The organism is Sulfurospirillum barnesii SES-3 (assembly GCF_000265295.1).
GTDB classification, from domain to species: domain Bacteria; phylum Campylobacterota; class Campylobacteria; order Campylobacterales; family Sulfurospirillaceae; genus Sulfurospirillum; species Sulfurospirillum barnesii.
Map to the genome: position 1 here is coordinate 663,002 of NC_018002.1, position 16,905 is coordinate 679,906.

Sequence of the window (16,905 nt, forward strand, 5' to 3'; positions counted from 1 at the left end):
AAATAGAGAAAGTGGGTTGTATGGAGTTTACATGTAAAGTCTCAAAGCGCTTAGATGCCGCCATGAGTGAAGCCCTTGAATTGCCACGCAATCAAGTGGAAAAATTAATTAAAAATGTAGGCGTTTATGTGGATGGTGTTTTGACCCATAAATGTAGCCTAAAACTTGAAGAATCACAAGTGGTACGGTATGAATTTGTCCAAGCAGATGAATCAAAAAGTGCCTACGATGTCACTTTTGACGTACCTATTTTGTATGAAGATGAGGATTTACTCATTATCAATAAACCTCCTTTTTTAACGGTGCATGGCGCTCCTAGCGTGAAAGAAGCTACCTTGGTCGATTGGCTTAAAAAACGGGGTATTTCACTTTCTACCATTAGTGGTGAAGAGCGCCATGGGATTGTGCATCGTATTGATAAAGAGACCAGTGGTGCATTAGTGATTGCTAAAACCAATGAGGCACATGTCGCTTTAGCCTCCCAGTTAGAAGATAAAAGTATGGGACGGTATTATCTCGCATTAATTGATGTTCCCTTAAAAGAAAATGTGGTAGTAGATTTGCCTATTGGACGGAACCTAAACCACCGTTTAAAAATGGCAATTCAAAAAGAAGGTAGGAGCGCTAAGAGTGCTTTTTGTAAATTGGCTCTTTCTCATGATGGGAAGAAAGAGTTGATTTCTGCTAAACTTTTCACAGGAAGAACCCATCAAATACGGGTACATTTGGGTGCGCTTTCACGCCACATTCTTTATGATAGTTTATACGGCTTTAAGAGCCATCATGATAAAATCTCCCGTATTATGTTACATGCTTACATTTTGTATCTCAAACATCCACGTAGCGGAGAAATGTTACACATACGTGCTCCTTTATGGGACGATTTTGATACCTATTTAACACATCATTTCAATAAGGAAACAATTCATGAAACGATTACTTCAGATAGGATTATTGATGGCTTTAGCGCTCATGATAAGTGGGTGCACAAAAACACTTGAAACACCAAAAGAGCCTGTTATTGATGCCTCATTACCTTTGGTGGAAAACATACGAACACTTGCGAGTGGTAACGAAATTGGATTTGAATGGACACCCATTTATGGCAATACGATTGAGGGGTACTACTTATACCGTTTAGAGGGTGGGCGAATGAAAAAAATCGCTACGATTAAAGACAAATATGTTTCACATTATGTCGATACAAAGCTAGCACCCAATACAACGTACAGTTACCAAATGAGCACGTATGCTTCGGATAAGCATGAATCTGCTCCTAGCCTAAGCATCAGTGCAACAACAACGATGCCTGTTGCAAAAACACCAACCGTGGGAGTAGTGGAACCTGTTTCCTTTTTTACAGCTATTTCAGGGCTTCCTGCGCAAGCTAAAGTGATTTGGAGGCCTCATGCTTTGGAGAATGTAACAACGTATATTATTGAGCGTAATGAGTATAAATCGACCTCATGGGATGAGGTAGGCAAGGTTGAGGGGCGTTTAAACGCTGAATTTATTGATAAAGAGCTTTTGAACGATTATGTGTACCGTTACCGTGTAAAAGTCAAAACACACGATGGAGTTCTCTCTGCACCCTCTCAGGTGGTTGAAGCACGTACTAAGGCTGCGCCTAGGGGTATCGTCGGGGTTCAGGCTACGTCTGATTTACCTAAAAAAATTCTTCTCACATGGGAAGCATTTAGTGAGGCTGATTTCGCCTATTATAAAATTTATCGATCGCCTACTTCAAGCCTTTTTTACAGTTTTTATGGCAAAACCAACAGTACTGCGTTTGAGGATTTAATCAACGACAATGGCAAAATGTATTATTACAAAGTTGTGGCTGTCGATAAAGATGGATTAGAGTCTAAACAGCCTGAGAATCCTGTGGTGGGCATGACCCGTCCTATTTTGAGTGCGCCTTTGGTCCATGCTGCCAAATACGATGGTCGTTCCGTTTTTATGGCGTGGAATAGCAATGAAAACGCGATTAAATACACGATTACAAAAGAGTTTAAGAGTGCGGGTGAAACCAAAACACAGAGTTTTACAGGTATCTTTGAAAACAATTTCCAAGACACGGATATACTTTTGGGCGTCACGTATAAGTATAATATTATCGCAATTGATAAATTTGGGATCGCCTCTAAGCCCTCTGATAGTGTTATGATTACCATACCAAAGGAATAACAGCCATTTATGCCAAATTTTCATACCGAGCATTTTGATACTTTAGCTTACCCTTCTACGTTTGGGGAGACGACGTTTTTATATGAGGCACGCTCTCAAAGAGGCAATATTCTTATTATGGCTTCTATGGGAGGCGAGCCTATTTTGATTCGTATTCATCCGAAAAAAGAGGGTGGTTTTTTAGTCAAAGGCGATAAAGCAACACGCCCCACACAAGCCTCTTTTCTACAGAAAGTTTTGATTGATTTTAGGGATGCCAGTAACGCCAAAGAGATTTTTTCCAATATTGAGCCTAAAAAGTTTTTACATGTAAAGCCCTCAGCGTATCTTAAAGAGATTGGTTTTTTTGCGCATTCGTTTCAGCCAGAGCGTGAAATATGGATTGAAATTGGCTTTGGTAGTGGGAGGCATTTACTGCATCAAGCCAAAAAAAACCCGCATATTCAATTTATTGGGCTTGAGATTCATAAGCCCTCCATTGAGCAGGTACTCAAGCAGTGTGAACTTCAGTGCATCGAAAATATTTTAGTGGTGGATTATGATGCGAGACTCTTTATGGAGTTTTTATCGTCTAACCGTGTGGGTCGCATTTTTGTACATTTTCCCGTCCCTTGGGATAAAAAACCGCACCGTCGTGTTTTTTCAGCCTCGTTTATTGAAGAGGCTTTGAGGGTTTTACATGTAAAGGGTACATTGGAGTTACGAACAGACAGTCCTCTTTATTTTGAGTTCACCTTCTCTCAGATGATGCAACTCTCAAAAGCAGAGGTACATGTAAAGAAAAATGCCGAACTTGAAATTACCAGTAAGTATGAAGATCGATGGTTAAAAATGGAAAAAGACATCTACGATGTTGTTTTAACCAATGAGATACATTCAGAAGAGATTGAGCGTTTAGGTACACTGAATTTTGAACAAAATGTTGATTTTTCCAAAATCGCTCACGCTTTTAAAGAAGAACTTTTACGGGGGGATGGTTTTTTTGTACACTTCGAAGAGTTGTTTGAAATCAATGCAAAGAGTGGGTTAATTCGTCTCTCTTTTGGTGCAAATGAGCGCAATGAAAAGTGTTATATTTGTATTGAAGAAGGAAAAGTTTCTTATTTACCCAATGCCATTTTAGCAACCAAAAGCAACCTAGCAGCACATACCTTAATTAAAGAGTGGTTTGATGGAATATGTCATTAGAGCCCAAGGCTTAAATTTAAGTTACGATCGAGATGAGCCTATTATTACGGATGCGAGTATGCAAATAAAAGCACAAGAATTTGTCTTTATTACAGGCAAAAGTGGTAGCGGTAAATCGACTATTATTAAATCATTGTATGGAGAGCTTTTCCCTAAAATGGGAGAACTTAATGTGTGCGGTGTTGATTTTAAAACGATTAATAGCTCAAAACTCAATGTGTTAAGACGTTATTTAGGGGTTGTTTTTCAAGATTATAAACTGATTGATGAATGGACGGTTGAACAAAATGTGATGTTGCCTCTTATTATTGGCGGTTTTTCTAAGAGTGTTTGTATCAAGCAGGCGCATAAGTTATTGAAACATGTTAAATTGCTCCATAAAGTCAATAAATACCCCTATGAACTCAGCGGGGGAGAGCAACAACGTGTGGCAATGGCACGAGCGCTTGCACACAATCCTATTTTGATTTTAGCCGATGAACCTACAGGAAATCTTGATAGTTACTCCAGTGAAGTGATTTGGAATTTACTCAAAGGTGCTAAAGAGCATTTAGGTACAACCGTATTGGTGGTGACCCATAATATCCCCTCAACCCTAGGTATTGATTATAAGCACTATTTTTTAGAGGGTGGGGTATTGCATGAAGTCAATTAATAGTCATTTTTCAATTATTATCTCTGTTTTTATTTTACTTTTTTCGTTTCAGTTTACGAAAATGGTGAACAGTATTGTTTATGAGTATGAGGTTAAAATTGTCAATGACTATGCTATTGTCTTGGTTTCTTCTTCTGAATTGAATGAAGAAGCATTAAAAAAAGAGATTCCTGAGTTGCATTCACTCAGTGAAATTAGTAGCAAAAAAATCTTAGATCGTCTTAAAAATGATATGTCTTCTAAGAATTTAAGCCTTTTGCAAATAGCCCTTCCTAAATTTTATTCATTAAAACTTGATACGATGCCAAGCCAAAAACGTCTTGAGGGAATAAAGCAAAAATTGACCAGTATTAGCTCTATTACTCGTGTTGAGACTTTTGCAAAAACACATGAGAAAGTCTTTAAAATGTTTTTATTGTTACAATCCATGGTATATGTGTTTGCAGGTTTTATTGCACTTGTTGCCGTTTTGCTGATTTTTAAACAAATTCGTATTTGGACATACGAGCATAATCGAAGGATGTCCATTATGACACTTTTTGGTGCCTCTTTTTTTATGAAAAGTGCCATGCTGTATCGTATGACATTGGTCGATACATTAATAAGCGCTCTTGCTGTATGCGCTGTGTATGTTATTGCTCCAAAATTAGCGCTTGTTCAAGCGTTTGCAGCAGAATTAGATATTGATATTCCTACTTTTGATCTCTTCCGTGAGGGAGGTACGCTTTTGGGTGCTTCACTTCTTTTCTCCTTTATTGCGGTGACGATTGTTTCTCGAAAGATAGGCCGTGTATGAAACGATGGTTTTGGATGACATGTCTTTGTATGCTCACACAGAGTATAAGTGCAAATACTGATTTAAAAATTACTGAAAAATCAAAAACACTCAAATCAACGCTTGAAGCTGAAAAACAACTGCATGGCAAATTGCAAGACATTGCTAGTGATATTATTGAAGAAGAAAAAAATATTGAAAAAGTCAAAGAAAAAATAGAATCTCTGAGCAAAAATATTGATGCATCACAAGAGAGTGTAACACGTAAGCAGGAGTACCTTGAGCGCTTGGTGAAAGATACACAAGTCCTCTCTTTAAAAAAGAAAGATTTGGAGCATAAACTTATTAAAATTATTGCTGAAGATTTTTCATTTTATTTGATTTCCGATGGAGAATACTCAGATAATGAAGAGGGTGTTTTGGTGGATGAGGTTTTGCAGAAGATGGATATTATTATGCGTAAAGAACTTGGACAGCTTGGAAATGAGTACAAACAGATTAACGATCAAATTCTTTCACAAAGCACTGAAATTAAAACCATTCATACAGATATTCAAAGTGCAAAAAATAAAAAAGATGAACTGATTGTTTTAGAAAAAAAGAAAGAGAGCTCTATTGTTGCATTGAATCGTAAAAAAGAAGAGTATAAAAGACAGCTCGATACTATTGCAAAAGAGCGTGAAGAGATTAGGGCAACACTTGAAAAGTTACAGATTATTAAAGTGCAAGAAGAGTCAAAACGCTTAGCCGAACAAAATGCGAAAAAACAAAAAACACCCGAAGCAGGTGTTGCAGGAAAATCAAATATTCGACAAATTGGTTCATCGTATCAAAACAGTAATGTAAAAAAATATGTAGGGGAAAAAACCATTGCTCCTTTAGAGGCTTACAGTGTGAAGCGTCGATTTGGTGATTATATTGATCCGATTTATAACATTAAAATTTTTAATGAATCTGTGGTTTTATCGTCTCGAACTCCTGATGCTGTTGTTAAAAGTGTCTTAAGTGGAAAAGTGGTGTTTGCCAAAGATACGGCTTCGATGCAAAAAGTCGTCATTATTGAAAACAGTGATGAAATTCATACGATTTATGCCCATCTCTCAAAAATTGCCCCGACCATTGAAGTGGGACAAAAAATTAAAAAAGGGTATGTTATTGGTCGTGTTGACAATGACCTTACCTTTGAAGTCACCCAGAAGAACTTCCACATTGATCCATTAGAGATGATTGCAAAGTAAGTTTTTAGGTCTTTTTGTGTAAAATATAGAAGTTTTCTATGCCTAAAATGAAAGGTTTATATACAATGCAGAAGAGAAAAAGAGTTTTAGTTAAGTTCTCTGGTGAAGCACTCTCTGGTAATAATGGATTTGGAATTGATACGTCTATTTTAAAATTTATTGCTGATGAAATTAAGTCCTTAGTGGTTCAAGGAATCGAAGTAGGGATTGTGATTGGTGGAGGAAATATCATTCGAGGGGTGAGTGCTGCGAAAGATGGTATTATTAAGCGTACCAGCGGTGATTATATGGGAATGCTCTCAACCGTTATTAACAGTATTGCGATGCAAGAAGCGTTGGAACATGTAGGAATGGAAGTGCGTGTTCAAAGTGCAATTAAAATGGAAGCTATTTGTGAAACATTTATCGTAAGACGTGCGCAGCGCCATTTAGAAAAGAGCAGGATTGTTATATTTGCAGCAGGCACAGGTAATCCTTTCTTTACAACCGATACAGCGGCTACACTTCGTGCCATTGAAATTGGCGCTGATATGATTATCAAAGCGACAAAAGTAGATGGTGTGTATGATAGAGACCCTAATAAGTTTTTAGATGCACAAAAGTTACATGAGTTAACTTATGAAAGAGCCATGGATGATAATATTAAAGTGATGGATGATACCTCAATCGCACTTGCAAAAGATAATAATTTGCCTATTGTTGTCTGTAACATGTTTGAAAAAGGTAACTTACTCAAAATTATTGAGGGTAATTTAGAAAATTGCTCTATTGTTAGAAATAAATAAGGATAAAAAATGCAAAGAACAGAAGAAATTACAGCAAGAGCTTTAGAACTTGTGGGACAAGATCGTTACAGATTGGTGATGATGGTTTCTAAAAGAGCAGACCAACTCTCTAATGGGGCTGAGCCACTTATAAAAGCGGATAAAAATAAGCAAAAATTTACTGATATTGCATTGTTGGAAATTGCAGAAGGTAAAATTAGATTAGATTCTATTACTGATAATTAAGTCGTCACTTTGGAAGAGTTAGTTGAAATTGTAAAAGAGTGTAAACGCTCTGATGATGCGGTTGAACTCTTATACAAATATATTAAACCAACCCCCAATATTGAAAAAGCTGTTGCTTTTACGATCACAAAACATCAAGGTCAATACCGTAAAAGTGGTGAAGAATATGTCGTTCATCTCCTCTTGGTATGTGTTTTTGTGGCTTATTTAGGGGGTGATGAATCGATGATTGTTGCTGGATTACTGCATGATGTTGTCGAAGATACCTCTTGTTCTGCTGAAGAAGTAAGGGCTCTTTTTGGTGAAGAAGTAGGGCATTTGGTGGATGGATTAACCAAAATTGTTGAAATCAGAGATGTTGAACTAATCCCCTCCTATTCGAATGACAAATTGGTTGCTTCGGCATTAACTTTTCGAAAAATGCTTATTGCATCTATTCGGGATGTTCGTGTTTTGGTGGTCAAATTATGTGATAGACTGCATAATATGTTAACCCTTGCTGCTCTTGATACCGTAAAACAAAAGCGTATTGCAGAAGAAACATTGGTGGTGTATGCACCCATTGCCCATCGTTTAGGTATTTCATCGATTAAAAATCTTCTGGAAGACTTGAGTTTTCGCTATGTGATGCCCAACGAATATCATAAAATTGATACGTATATCACAGAGCATGGTCGGCAATTACAACTCCGCCTCAATCACTTTATTTCTAAAATTAAAAATTACATGCTTAAAGAGGGCTTTATTGAAACGGATTTTACCATCCAGAAGCGTGTAAAACATTACTATTCTATTTATCTGAAAATGCAACGCAAAGGGGTAAGTATTGAAGAAGTACTGGATCTTTTAGCGATTCGTATTATTGTTCGAACACCTATTGATTGTTACCGAGCTTTGGGTATTGTGCATCAACATTTTAGACCTCTTATTTCACGTTTTAAAGATTATATTGCGATTCCTAAAGAAAATGGGTATCAGACGATTCACACAACAGTTTTTGATGACAAATCGATTATTGAGTCACAAATTAGAAGCAATGATATGAATAAAACGGCAGAATATGGTGTTGCTGCACACTGGAAATATAAATCAGGGGGTTTAAATCCTAAATTAGATTGGCTTAATGATTTAAATACACAAAATGAAGAAATTGACAATATTGAAGATTTTTATGCCATTGCCAAAGACAATCTCTACAGTGAAGATATTGCAGTGTTCTCTCCTAAAGGTGATATTTTTACACTTCCTCGTGGTGCAACGGTTCTGGATTTTGCGTATGAAGTACATACAGAGGTTGGAAATTATGCTGATGAGGCGTATATTAACAAACAAAAAGTTCCCCTTTTAACGGAGCTAAAAAATGGTGATATTGTGCGTATTGTTACTTCAAAAGAGCCAAAATATCGCTGTACGTGGGTAAATAGTGTTAAAACAGGCAAAGCAAAAACAACAATTCAATTTCATTGTCGTCAAAAGATTAAAGAGATTAACCATAAAGTAGCACTTAAAATTTTAGCCCATGTGTTTAGCGTGGCAGAAACGAAAATTGTTTCATGGGTAGAACAAGAACATGCAATTAAAAAAATCTTTAAAGTAGCGACGGACTCTATTTATTTACAAGATATTGCCAATACTTTAAAACTATATGCACTTCAAGATACTTTGCTTTTTCCTTTGTTAAAAAAGGATCGTTATCGCATTAAAAAACAAAAATTTGAAAATATCGTTATCTATTCCAATCACACGATAGCAAATGTCTATTTTGACTACTGTTGTCATCCAAAAAGAGGCGATGATATTGTAGGATTTAAAAAGGGAAATGATATTTTTGTGCATCACAAATTGTGTGAACGTGCCGCATCACTTATGGAAGCTGATGAACCAATGGTCTTTGTTAAATGGACACGAGAAGCTCCTGATCGCTATAAACTCATTATAAGCCTTGATAATAAAAAGGGCTCTTTAGCCTCATTTTTAGCTTATTTGGCTAAAATGCAGATTAACCTTGTGACGATAGAACTTGGAAAATCTGAAGATGAGGGACATGCGGATTATTTTGAAATGATCCTTGAATTACCCGATAAAAATATCAGTGCTGTAAGAGATAATCTAAAAGGAAAGTATCGTGTGATTGAGTTCGTCTCAGTTAATGATGCGTATAAATAATTGTAGAAGGAAATGGAACGACCCATGGAGATAAAACTTAAAAATGCGTTGAGTGAAATTAAACGAGGCATAAGTGAGATTATTGATGAAGAACGCATTGAGGCATTGGTTAAAAATTATTTGGAAAAAGGTCAAACATTTTTAGTTAAAGCAGGTTTTGATCCAACCGCACCTGATTTACATTTAGGACATACCGTCTTGCTTCAAAAAATGGCATTGCTTCAAAAATACGGTGCCATTGTTCAGTTTTTAATTGGTGATTTTACAGGCATGATAGGTGATCCTACGGGGAAGAATGAAACCCGTAAAAAATTGACACGAGAGGTTGTTTTAGCGAATGCTGAAACCTATAAAGAACAAGTATTTAAAATACTAGACCCAGAAAAAACAGTGGTTATGTTTAATTCAACATGGATTGAAGCGTTGGGCGCGGCAGGGCTGGTTGAACTAACCACCACCTTTAATGTTGCACGTATGTTAGAGAGAGAAGATTTTGAAAAACGCTACAAATCACAGATGCCTATTTCCATTAGTGAATTTTTGTATCCCTTACTTCAAGGTTATGATAGTGTTGCGATGAAATGTGACATTGAAATGGGTGGAACGGATCAAAAATTTAACCTTTTAATGGGGCGTCATTTACAACGTGCCTATAGCATTGGTAAAGAGCAAGCCGTGATAATGATGCCTTTACTAGAAGGCTTAGATGGCGTCAATAAAATGAGCAAATCTTTGGGAAACTACATTGGGGTAACAGATGAACCATCGGATATGTTCGGTAAAATGCTGAGCATTTCAGATAGTTTAATGTGGCGTTATTATGAACTTTTAAGTGCCAAAAGTTTAGAAGAAATTACGATGCTTAAAAAAGATGTTGAAGAGGGAAGGGTTCATCCTAAACATGCTAAAGAGATGATAGCTATGGAAATGGTTGCGCGTTATCATGGAAAAGAAGCAGCCCTTCATGCGCAAGCAGAGTTTAACCGCGTGCATGCACACAATGAGATTCCTAACGAGCTAGAAAGCTTTACATGTAAAGCACCTGTTTGGATTGCGAAGGCATTGGTGGATTGTGGATTAGAAGAGTCTACATCCCAAGCAAGACGTGATATTAAGCAAGGTGGCGTAAAACTCAATCAAGAAAAAGTGGACGATGAACAGCTACAACTTAATGGTGGTGAGTATATTCTTCAAGTAGGCAAACGTAAATTTGCTAAGTTAAAGGTGCAATAATGTCATTACACGCTCTTAAAATCGGAAAATATACTATTGAGCACCCTATTGTTCAAGGTGGTATGGGACTAGGAATTAGTTGGGACAGACTTGCTGGAACGGTCAGTCTGGAAGGTGGACTTGGTGTCATCAGCTCTGTTGGAACGGGCTATTATGATGAGCGCCACTACAGTAAAAAAAATATTAATACACGTCCTTTTGAGACAGAGAATTTTTATTCAAAAGAGGGTTTGAATGCTATTGTAAGAAATGCACGTAAAATTTGTGGCTCAAAGCCTTTGGGTATGAATATTTTATACGCTATTAACGATTATGAAAGAGTGATTAAAGATTCATGTGAAGCGGGTGTGGATGTTATTATTACAGGGGCTGGTTTGCCAACCAATATGCCTGAATTTACAGCCAATTATCCAGATGTTGCTCTTGTACCCATTGTCTCGTCTGCTAAGGCTTTAAAAATTATCTGTAAGCGTTGGACTCAACGCTATAATCGCTTACCTGATGCCATTGTTGTAGAAGGTCCTTTAAGTGGAGGACATCAAGGTTTTACGTATGAACAGTGCTCTCAAGAAGAATATCAGTTAGAAAACCTGATTGAACCTATCTTAGAAGAGATGAAAGCGTGGGGTGATTTTCCTTTGATTGCAGCAGGGGGCGTTTGGGATCATAATGATATTTTAAAAATGTTTGCCTTAGGTGCTAGGGGTGTTCAAATGGGGACACGTTTTATTGGTACGCATGAATGCGATGCAGATAAAAATTTTAAAGAAGTACTGCTTAAAGCGCAAAAAGAAGACATTCAACTCTTTAAATCTCCTGTGGGCTATCCTGCCCGAGGTGTAAAAACGAATTTAATAGATATGGTTGAAAAAAGAGAAGGGCCTGCCATTCGCTGTATTAGCAATTGTGTAAGCCCTTGTCATCGTGGACAAGAAGCGAAAGCGGTTGGGTATTGTATTGCAGATCGCTTGAGTGATGCATATATGGGAAAGGTTGAAACAGGACTTTTCTTTACAGGGGCTAATGGCTATAAGCTAAATGAAATTATAAGTGTTAAAGAACTTATGGCAAAGTTGGTTCATGGGGAAACGCATTAGACTCTTTTTTCTTTTTTTGCTGACAACGATGGTGCTCTTTGGAGCGCCAAATCCCATGCAGCAATTAGAGCAATACACTGTACAGTTAAAACAAGCAAATCGTGATGATGCGTTGCGCATTTTTCATGGATTAAAAGCTTTGTATATCCAATCGGTTATGAATGGAGATGATGCTCTTAAAAAAGAGACACTCTCGCTTCTTATTGAAGCTTCAAAACGATTAAATTATGATAGCTCTAAATATGCGTCTGAATTAGCAACGTTAGAGAAACAAAATGCCTCATCATCTCGAAGTCAAACCTATACAGATACAAACAAACGTGATGGTGTATCTGAAAAATCAGCCTTCCCAACACCATCAAACAAGGGGAAAGCACTCTCTTCTTCACCAAATAATGCATCAACTCAAAACCTTCCTAAAAGTTATAAAGGTAAAAATGTTTTACAAAGCATTGAGAGTAATGATGAAGAAATTGTTTTGCATTTTGGCTCCCCTATTTCTGAGCAAAGTATTAAAATTTTTGTGCTTAAAAGTTCAGATAGTTATAAAAAAGTGATTGATATTCCTGCGGTGATTTTAAATGCCCCCCTAAATATACAAACGCCTCAAAAATTAAAACATATACGCATCAGTCAGTACAATAATGATCTCCTTCGTATTGTCTTAGATGCACCAAAATCCTTTGAAACCTATGTGAGTACACTAGAGTCAAAGGTAGTTATCTCTTTAGAAAAAGAGCCAAATATAAGTAAAAATAAACCTCAAATAGAAAGTACATCACAAAAAAGTCATGTTCTACCTCCAGAAAAAGAGAGTATGCCTGTCGTTTCGAAAACAGTGCAGAGTTCTTCTTCGCTAAATCGTAATAAAACCATTGTCATAGATGCGGGGCATGGTGGAAAAGATCCAGGGGCAATTGGCTATAAAAAGAAGATGGAAAAGCATTTAATGTTAGAGATAGCATTAGCATTGGGAAAAGAGTTGAAAAGTCGTGGTTATAAGGTTTTTTATACCCGCCAAAAAGATGTTTTTATTAACCTTCGTGATAGAACAAAAGTTGCCAATGATAAAAATGCCGATTTGTTTATCTCACTCCATGCCAATGCTGCGCCCACGGAAGCTAAACAGCTTTCAATGAAAGGATTAGAGACATTTTTTCTCTCTCCAGATCGTTCTGAACGCTCAAAAAATGTGGCTGCACTGGAAAATAAATCGGATATTGAAGAGATGAATTATTACTCAAAAGAGACTTTTTTAAATGTCTTTAATCGAGAAAAAATTATTCTCTCTAATAAAGCAGCCATTGATATACAATCGCACATGCTCAACAGTGTCAAAAAGCGTTATGCTGTGGAAGATGGAGGGGTGAGAGAAGCTCCTTTTTGGGTGCTTGTGGGTGCGACCATGCCTTCTGTTCTTATTGAAGTTGGCTATATCACCAATCCTGAAGAATCCACCAATATGCACAACCCTCAATATCAAAAGATGCTTGTTGATGGGATTAGCAATGGTTTAGATCAATATTTTAGCAACAATCCTTAATGATTTTACCTTTTGCGAGGGCTTCTTTTTTGAAAAAGGAAGACCATTGATTAAGTATAGCTTTATTAGGATGCGCTAAATAAATTTCAACGAGACGTTTTTCCCCCACAAAACGAGGTAAAGATGAAAAATGAAGCTCTGGGGGAAGGGCCTGCATAATCTCTATTAAATCATTTTCTGGGGATTCTACAATAAAAGAATCACTGAGAAGTTTTTCTTGAGAAGGAAAGTGTTTGGTAAGTGCGTCTTGTACCATTGGCCATGCCATAGAGGGAAATCCTGGGGTAAAAAAGAAGCGATTAAAAAGGCTAAAACCAGGAACATTGTTAATAACATTGGTTAAGAGATCTGCCTCTGGTGGGAGCATCGCCATAGTAATACGATGAGGATATGCCTCTTTCCCAAATTGAGATTCAATGAGCTCTTTTGCTTTTACATGTAAAGATAATTCCTGCCCCGTAAAGACTTCACTGGCAATTGCTCGTGTCAAATCATCAGGTGTTGCGCCGATGCCTCCAAAACAGAACATCACGCTTTTAGGGTCTTGTAAAATCATATTAAAACAGTTTTGAATTAAGAAAGGGGAATCTTCGATGATGAAGTTTCCTACATGTAAAAGTCCACGCTCACGTAGTTCTTGGTTAATGAAAGTAAAATGTTTATCTACTCTGCGACCATTGAGCAGTTCCGTGCCAATGATAACAGAGTAGAAGTTGTGCATCTAAATATGACCTTTAACGAAAGCTTCCATCTCAGAGACAATCTCTTCAATGCTACGCTCGCCATTAATTTTATGAAGAAGATTTTTTGCTCCATAAAAAGCTTGAATGTCTGCTAAAGGCTCTGTGTAGACTTTCATGCGGTTGTTGAAGACTTGAACATTATCGTCCGCTCCACGTGCCCGTCCTAAAACGCGATCACATGCCACTTGTTCACTGACTTCAACTTCAATAACAGAAACGAGTTGAACGGTTGTTTCATGTGCAAGAATAGCATCTAAAGCCTTCATCTGCTCGTCTGAGCGAGGAAAACCATCAATGAGAATAACATCTTTAGGACTGTTTTTAATAGCACCTACAATGGTGTTGATAACAATATCCAAAGGTACAAGATTGCCAGCACTGACAAACGAATCAATCGTTTTACCGAGCTCACTACCACTTGCCACTTCATCACGAAGCAATTCACCTGTTGAGTAATGCGCAATACTATCGCTATTTTTTTCAGCAATTAAACTTGCATCGGTTGTTTTACCACTTCCTGGTGCACCAATAATTAAAAACAGTTTTTTCATAGAGTTTCTCCCTTATTTTGATTTTTCTCGAAGTCTAATACCTAAATCTCGAAGCTGGTCATTCTCCACTTCGCTTGGGGCACGGGTGAGTAAGCATTGTGCTTTTTGCGTTTTAGGGAAAGCAATAACATCACGAATGCTTTCACTTTTGGTAATAAGCATCATAAGCCTATCTAAACCAATTGCCAAACCGCCGTGTGGTGGTGCACCGTATTTAAGAGCATCGAGTAAAAACTCGAATTTCTCGTGCGCCTCTTCGTCCTCAATGCCTAAGAGTTTAAAGACTTTTTGTTGAATCTCTTTTTTATGAATCCTAATACTTCCACCACCCAGTTCCACACCGTTTAAGACGATGTCATAGGCAATAGATTCCATCTCATCAATGGGGGTGTTGTCGATGTCGCGCGGCATGGTAAAGGGATGGTGAAGGGCTTTGACTTTGCCATTTTCAACTTCAAACATCTCAAAATCAACCACCCAAACAAATTCAAATACATCCTTAGGAATAATGTTCATCTGTTCTGCTAAAAAGATACGGAAGCGTCCCATATAGTCTAAAACAACCTTTTTCTCTCCTGCACCAAAGAAAATAGCATCGCCTACATGTAAATCTGCTGCATCCACAATTTTTTGCAAATCAGCTTCATCAAAGAACTTGGTTAAAGGACCTTTGAGACCATCTTCTTTCATTTGAAAATAGCCTAAGCCTTGTGCGCCAAATTTACGAACATACTCTTCAAAACTTTGCATTTGACGTTTTGAGAAGATGTTATCGCCATTAGGGACTTTAAGCGCTTTAATGCGGTTTTTCTTGGTATCTTTAGCAATGTTGCTAAAAATTTCATTTTTACAGTTCGCAAAAATGTCCATCACATCAATCATAGAAAGGTCATAACGAAGGTCTGGTTTATCTGAGCCATATTTTTCCATCGCTTCTTTAAAACGAATACGATTAAAAGGAATGCTTATCTCATGACCACATGCTTTAAAAACATCACGCAAAAGATTTTCGGTGACTTTCATGACATCTTCTTGATCACAAAAGCTCATCTCAATATCAATTTGTGTAAATTCAGGTTGGCGATCAGCCCGTAAGTCTTCATCACGAAAACATTTTGCTACTTGAAAATAACGATCAAAACCCGCACACATTAAAAGTTGTTTGAAAAGCTGAGGGGATTGGGGAAGGGCATAAAACTCACCATTATGCACACGGCTAGGAACAAGATAATCACGAGCACCCTCTGGGGTTGATTTGGTCAAAATGGGTGTTTCAACCTCTAAAAAGCCTTGTGCATCCAAAGAGTTTCTTACCGCAACAGTAGCTTTACTTCTAAGTTTAAAGATTTCATAGGCTTTGGCGTTACGAAGGTCTAGGTAGCGGTATTTTAGACGGACATCTTCACCCACATTGTTATCGCCAATAACAAAAGGAACCGTTTCGCTGGCATTTTCAACAATCAGCTCATCGACTACAATTTCAATTTTACCTGTTTTAAGGCGTGGGTTTTCAAGCCCTTCACCACGAGCTCGCACACGACCTTTGGCTTTTAATACAAACTCATCTCTTACCGATGAAGCAACCTCATGCGCTTTGGTACTATCCGCTGGGTCGCACACCAGTTGTACAAGGCCTGATTTGTCACGAAGGTCAATAAAAATAACCCCACCATGATCCCTGTGGCTGTTTGCCCACCCACACACTTCTACACTTTCGCCAATGTTAGCGACATCTAAATCTGTACAATAATGACTTCTCAATGCTTATTCCTAAGTAAGGGCTAAATGAACCCTTTGGTTGTCGTTTTTTAAAGAATGAGTATAGCTAAACGTAGCTTTTCTTTAGTTTATTTATAAAACCAATGTTAAAAAGAGTGGGGATAGAGGTATCTTAGGGTTTTAAGAGGCAAAGATGCCTCTTAAATAGATTACATACGTGTTAATCGTGTGACAATTTGGTCAATACTGTCTGAAAAAAGTGAGTATAAAAACGGTTCTAAATCTTTAGAACTGTAAGAAGGTGCTATCCATTTACTTCCTTTTTGACGGAAGTTTTGGGTAATGACTTCATCGCCTTTGCGTGCAACAACTTCAATTTCAATTTCACCTTTAAGATTTGCATCGAAATTTTTATCGTTATAGACTAATTCAATATCTCTAATGGAAATTTCAACCACTAAAGAGGCTTCTGTTTTACTCGCATCCGTGTTAAATCCCGCTAGATTAAGCGCATAACCTAAACCTTCTGTGTACTTGTCTGCAAAATTTTCATTGCTGAAGAAGTAAATAGCATCGCCGCCTTTTTGATCAACATAACCAATAACATTTTTTTTGACACGTAAATCTTTGACAAAACGCACATAGATGGTCTTATTGTTGCGCAATGAAGGCCCTTTGTATTCGGATTGGTAGGATTTAAGCATTAACGGTTCATTTTTATAGGCACACCCACTAAAAAGTATCAGTGAAAGTGTTATAAGAAAGAGGTATTTCATGGTGGTTCTCCCTTGTGATAAAAG

The 16,905-nt window shown here is 37.4% G+C and carries 16 protein-coding genes; 12 read left to right on the plus strand and 4 right to left on the minus strand.

Annotated elements, in window-relative coordinates:
* Nucleotides 1-20: 20 nt before the first annotated feature.
* The 12 genes from SULBA_RS03440 to SULBA_RS03495 all read left to right on the plus strand — a co-directional run bounded on the left by SULBA_RS03440 (nt 21) and on the right by SULBA_RS03495 (nt 13,092).
* Nucleotides 21-1,001, plus strand: coding sequence for an RluA family pseudouridine synthase (locus tag SULBA_RS03440; protein ID WP_014768879.1), 981 nt, complete (start codon nt 21-23; stop codon nt 999-1,001).
* Entirely contained in the window at nt 928-2,187 is a 1,260-nt protein-coding gene (locus SULBA_RS03445; protein ID WP_245391438.1) for a fibronectin type III domain-containing protein, read from the plus strand. Before SULBA_RS03440 ends, SULBA_RS03445 begins: the two co-directional genes overlap by 74 nt.
* 9 nt (nt 2,188-2,196) lie before the next feature.
* Complete coding sequence (trmB, locus tag SULBA_RS03450; RefSeq protein ID WP_014768881.1) at nt 2,197-3,375, plus strand: tRNA (guanosine(46)-N7)-methyltransferase TrmB; 1,179 nt, start codon at nt 2,197-2,199, stop codon at nt 3,373-3,375.
* Nucleotides 3,359-4,030, plus strand: a complete 672-nt coding sequence (locus SULBA_RS03455; RefSeq protein ID WP_014768882.1) for a cell division ATP-binding protein FtsE — start codon at nt 3,359-3,361, stop codon at nt 4,028-4,030. Before trmB ends, SULBA_RS03455 begins: the two co-directional genes overlap by 17 nt.
* Nucleotides 4,017-4,826 (plus strand): FtsX-like permease family protein, encoded by an 810-nt coding sequence (locus SULBA_RS03460; protein ID WP_014768883.1) that lies wholly within the window; start codon nt 4,017-4,019, stop codon nt 4,824-4,826. Before SULBA_RS03455 ends, SULBA_RS03460 begins: the two co-directional genes overlap by 14 nt.
* Nucleotides 4,823-6,043 (plus strand): murein hydrolase activator EnvC family protein, encoded by a 1,221-nt coding sequence (locus SULBA_RS03465; RefSeq protein WP_014768884.1) that lies wholly within the window; start codon nt 4,823-4,825, stop codon nt 6,041-6,043. Before SULBA_RS03460 ends, SULBA_RS03465 begins: the two co-directional genes overlap by 4 nt.
* A 65-nt stretch (nt 6,044-6,108) precedes the next feature.
* The gene (pyrH, locus tag SULBA_RS03470) at nt 6,109-6,828 is read left to right on the plus strand and encodes a UMP kinase (protein ID WP_041671787.1); all 720 of its coding nucleotides are present in this window, start codon (nt 6,109-6,111) and stop codon (nt 6,826-6,828) included.
* Nucleotides 6,829-6,837: 9 nt separating this feature from the next.
* Complete coding sequence (locus SULBA_RS03475; protein WP_014768886.1) at nt 6,838-7,053, plus strand: DNA-directed RNA polymerase subunit omega; 216 nt, start codon at nt 6,838-6,840, stop codon at nt 7,051-7,053.
* Nucleotides 7,054-7,062: 9 nt separating this feature from the next.
* A complete protein-coding gene (locus tag SULBA_RS03480; protein ID WP_014768887.1) occupies nt 7,063-9,219 on the plus strand; it encodes a RelA/SpoT family protein in 2,157 nt (718 codons plus the stop codon).
* 24 nt (nt 9,220-9,243) lie between these two features.
* Entirely contained in the window at nt 9,244-10,452 is a 1,209-nt protein-coding gene (tyrS, locus tag SULBA_RS03485; RefSeq protein ID WP_014768888.1) for a tyrosine--tRNA ligase, read from the plus strand.
* Nucleotides 10,452-11,549 (plus strand): nitronate monooxygenase, encoded by a 1,098-nt coding sequence (locus SULBA_RS03490; RefSeq protein WP_014768889.1) that lies wholly within the window; start codon nt 10,452-10,454, stop codon nt 11,547-11,549. Before tyrS ends, SULBA_RS03490 begins: the two co-directional genes overlap by 1 nt.
* Nucleotides 11,533-13,092: an N-acetylmuramoyl-L-alanine amidase gene (locus SULBA_RS03495; RefSeq protein WP_014768890.1), complete on the plus strand. Its 1,560-nt coding sequence runs from the start codon at nt 11,533-11,535 to the stop codon at nt 13,090-13,092. The genes SULBA_RS03490 and SULBA_RS03495 overlap by 17 nt, the downstream gene beginning before the upstream one ends.
* Here SULBA_RS03495 and SULBA_RS03500 read toward each other — a convergent pair.
* The 4 genes from SULBA_RS03500 to SULBA_RS03515 all read right to left on the minus strand — a co-directional run bounded on the left by SULBA_RS03500 (nt 13,076) and on the right by SULBA_RS03515 (nt 16,881).
* A complete protein-coding gene (locus tag SULBA_RS03500) occupies nt 13,076-13,813 on the minus strand; it encodes a competence/damage-inducible protein A (protein ID WP_014768891.1) in 738 nt (245 codons plus the stop codon). The two genes, SULBA_RS03495 and SULBA_RS03500, sit on opposite strands and share 17 nt — an antisense overlap.
* Nucleotides 13,814-14,386: an adenylate kinase gene (locus SULBA_RS03505; RefSeq protein WP_014768892.1), complete on the minus strand. Its 573-nt coding sequence runs from the start codon at nt 14,384-14,386 to the stop codon at nt 13,814-13,816.
* Between the two features lie 12 nt (nt 14,387-14,398).
* Nucleotides 14,399-16,147 carry an aspartate--tRNA ligase gene (gene aspS / locus SULBA_RS03510; protein WP_014768893.1) on the minus strand — a complete coding sequence of 583 codons (1,749 nt, stop codon included), beginning with the start codon at nt 16,145-16,147 and terminating at the stop codon, nt 14,399-14,401.
* A 167-nt stretch (nt 16,148-16,314) separates the two neighbouring features.
* Entirely contained in the window at nt 16,315-16,881 is a 567-nt protein-coding gene (locus SULBA_RS03515) for a YajG family lipoprotein (RefSeq protein WP_014768894.1), read from the minus strand.
* Nucleotides 16,882-16,905 lie beyond the last annotated feature (24 nt).

What these genes read in the sequence shown, in the direction of transcription:
- SULBA_RS03440 (WP_014768879.1), top strand. Translation starts at nt 21, where the DNA reads ATGGAGTTTACATGTAAAGTCTCAAAGCGCTTAGATGCCGCCATGAGT.
- SULBA_RS03445 (WP_245391438.1), top strand. Translation starts at nt 928, where the DNA reads ATGAAACGATTACTTCAGATAGGATTATTGATGGCTTTAGCGCTCATG.
- trmB (WP_014768881.1), top strand. Translation starts at nt 2,197, where the DNA reads ATGCCAAATTTTCATACCGAGCATTTTGATACTTTAGCTTACCCTTCT.
- SULBA_RS03455 (WP_014768882.1), top strand. Translation starts at nt 3,359, where the DNA reads ATGGAATATGTCATTAGAGCCCAAGGCTTAAATTTAAGTTACGATCGA.
- SULBA_RS03460 (WP_014768883.1), top strand. Translation starts at nt 4,017, where the DNA reads ATGAAGTCAATTAATAGTCATTTTTCAATTATTATCTCTGTTTTTATT.
- SULBA_RS03465 (WP_014768884.1), top strand. Translation starts at nt 4,823, where the DNA reads ATGAAACGATGGTTTTGGATGACATGTCTTTGTATGCTCACACAGAGT.
- pyrH (WP_041671787.1), top strand. Translation starts at nt 6,109, where the DNA reads ATGCAGAAGAGAAAAAGAGTTTTAGTTAAGTTCTCTGGTGAAGCACTC.
- SULBA_RS03475 (WP_014768886.1), top strand. Translation starts at nt 6,838, where the DNA reads ATGCAAAGAACAGAAGAAATTACAGCAAGAGCTTTAGAACTTGTGGGA.
- tyrS (WP_014768888.1), top strand. Translation starts at nt 9,244, where the DNA reads ATGGAGATAAAACTTAAAAATGCGTTGAGTGAAATTAAACGAGGCATA.
- SULBA_RS03490 (WP_014768889.1), top strand. Translation starts at nt 10,452, where the DNA reads ATGTCATTACACGCTCTTAAAATCGGAAAATATACTATTGAGCACCCT.
- SULBA_RS03495 (WP_014768890.1), top strand. Translation starts at nt 11,533, where the DNA reads ATGGGGAAACGCATTAGACTCTTTTTTCTTTTTTTGCTGACAACGATG.
- SULBA_RS03500 (WP_014768891.1), bottom strand. Translation starts at nt 13,813, where the DNA reads ATGCACAACTTCTACTCTGTTATCATTGGCACGGAACTGCTCAATGGT.
- SULBA_RS03505 (WP_014768892.1), bottom strand. Translation starts at nt 14,386, where the DNA reads ATGAAAAAACTGTTTTTAATTATTGGTGCACCAGGAAGTGGTAAAACA.
- SULBA_RS03515 (WP_014768894.1), bottom strand. Translation starts at nt 16,881, where the DNA reads ATGAAATACCTCTTTCTTATAACACTTTCACTGATACTTTTTAGTGGG.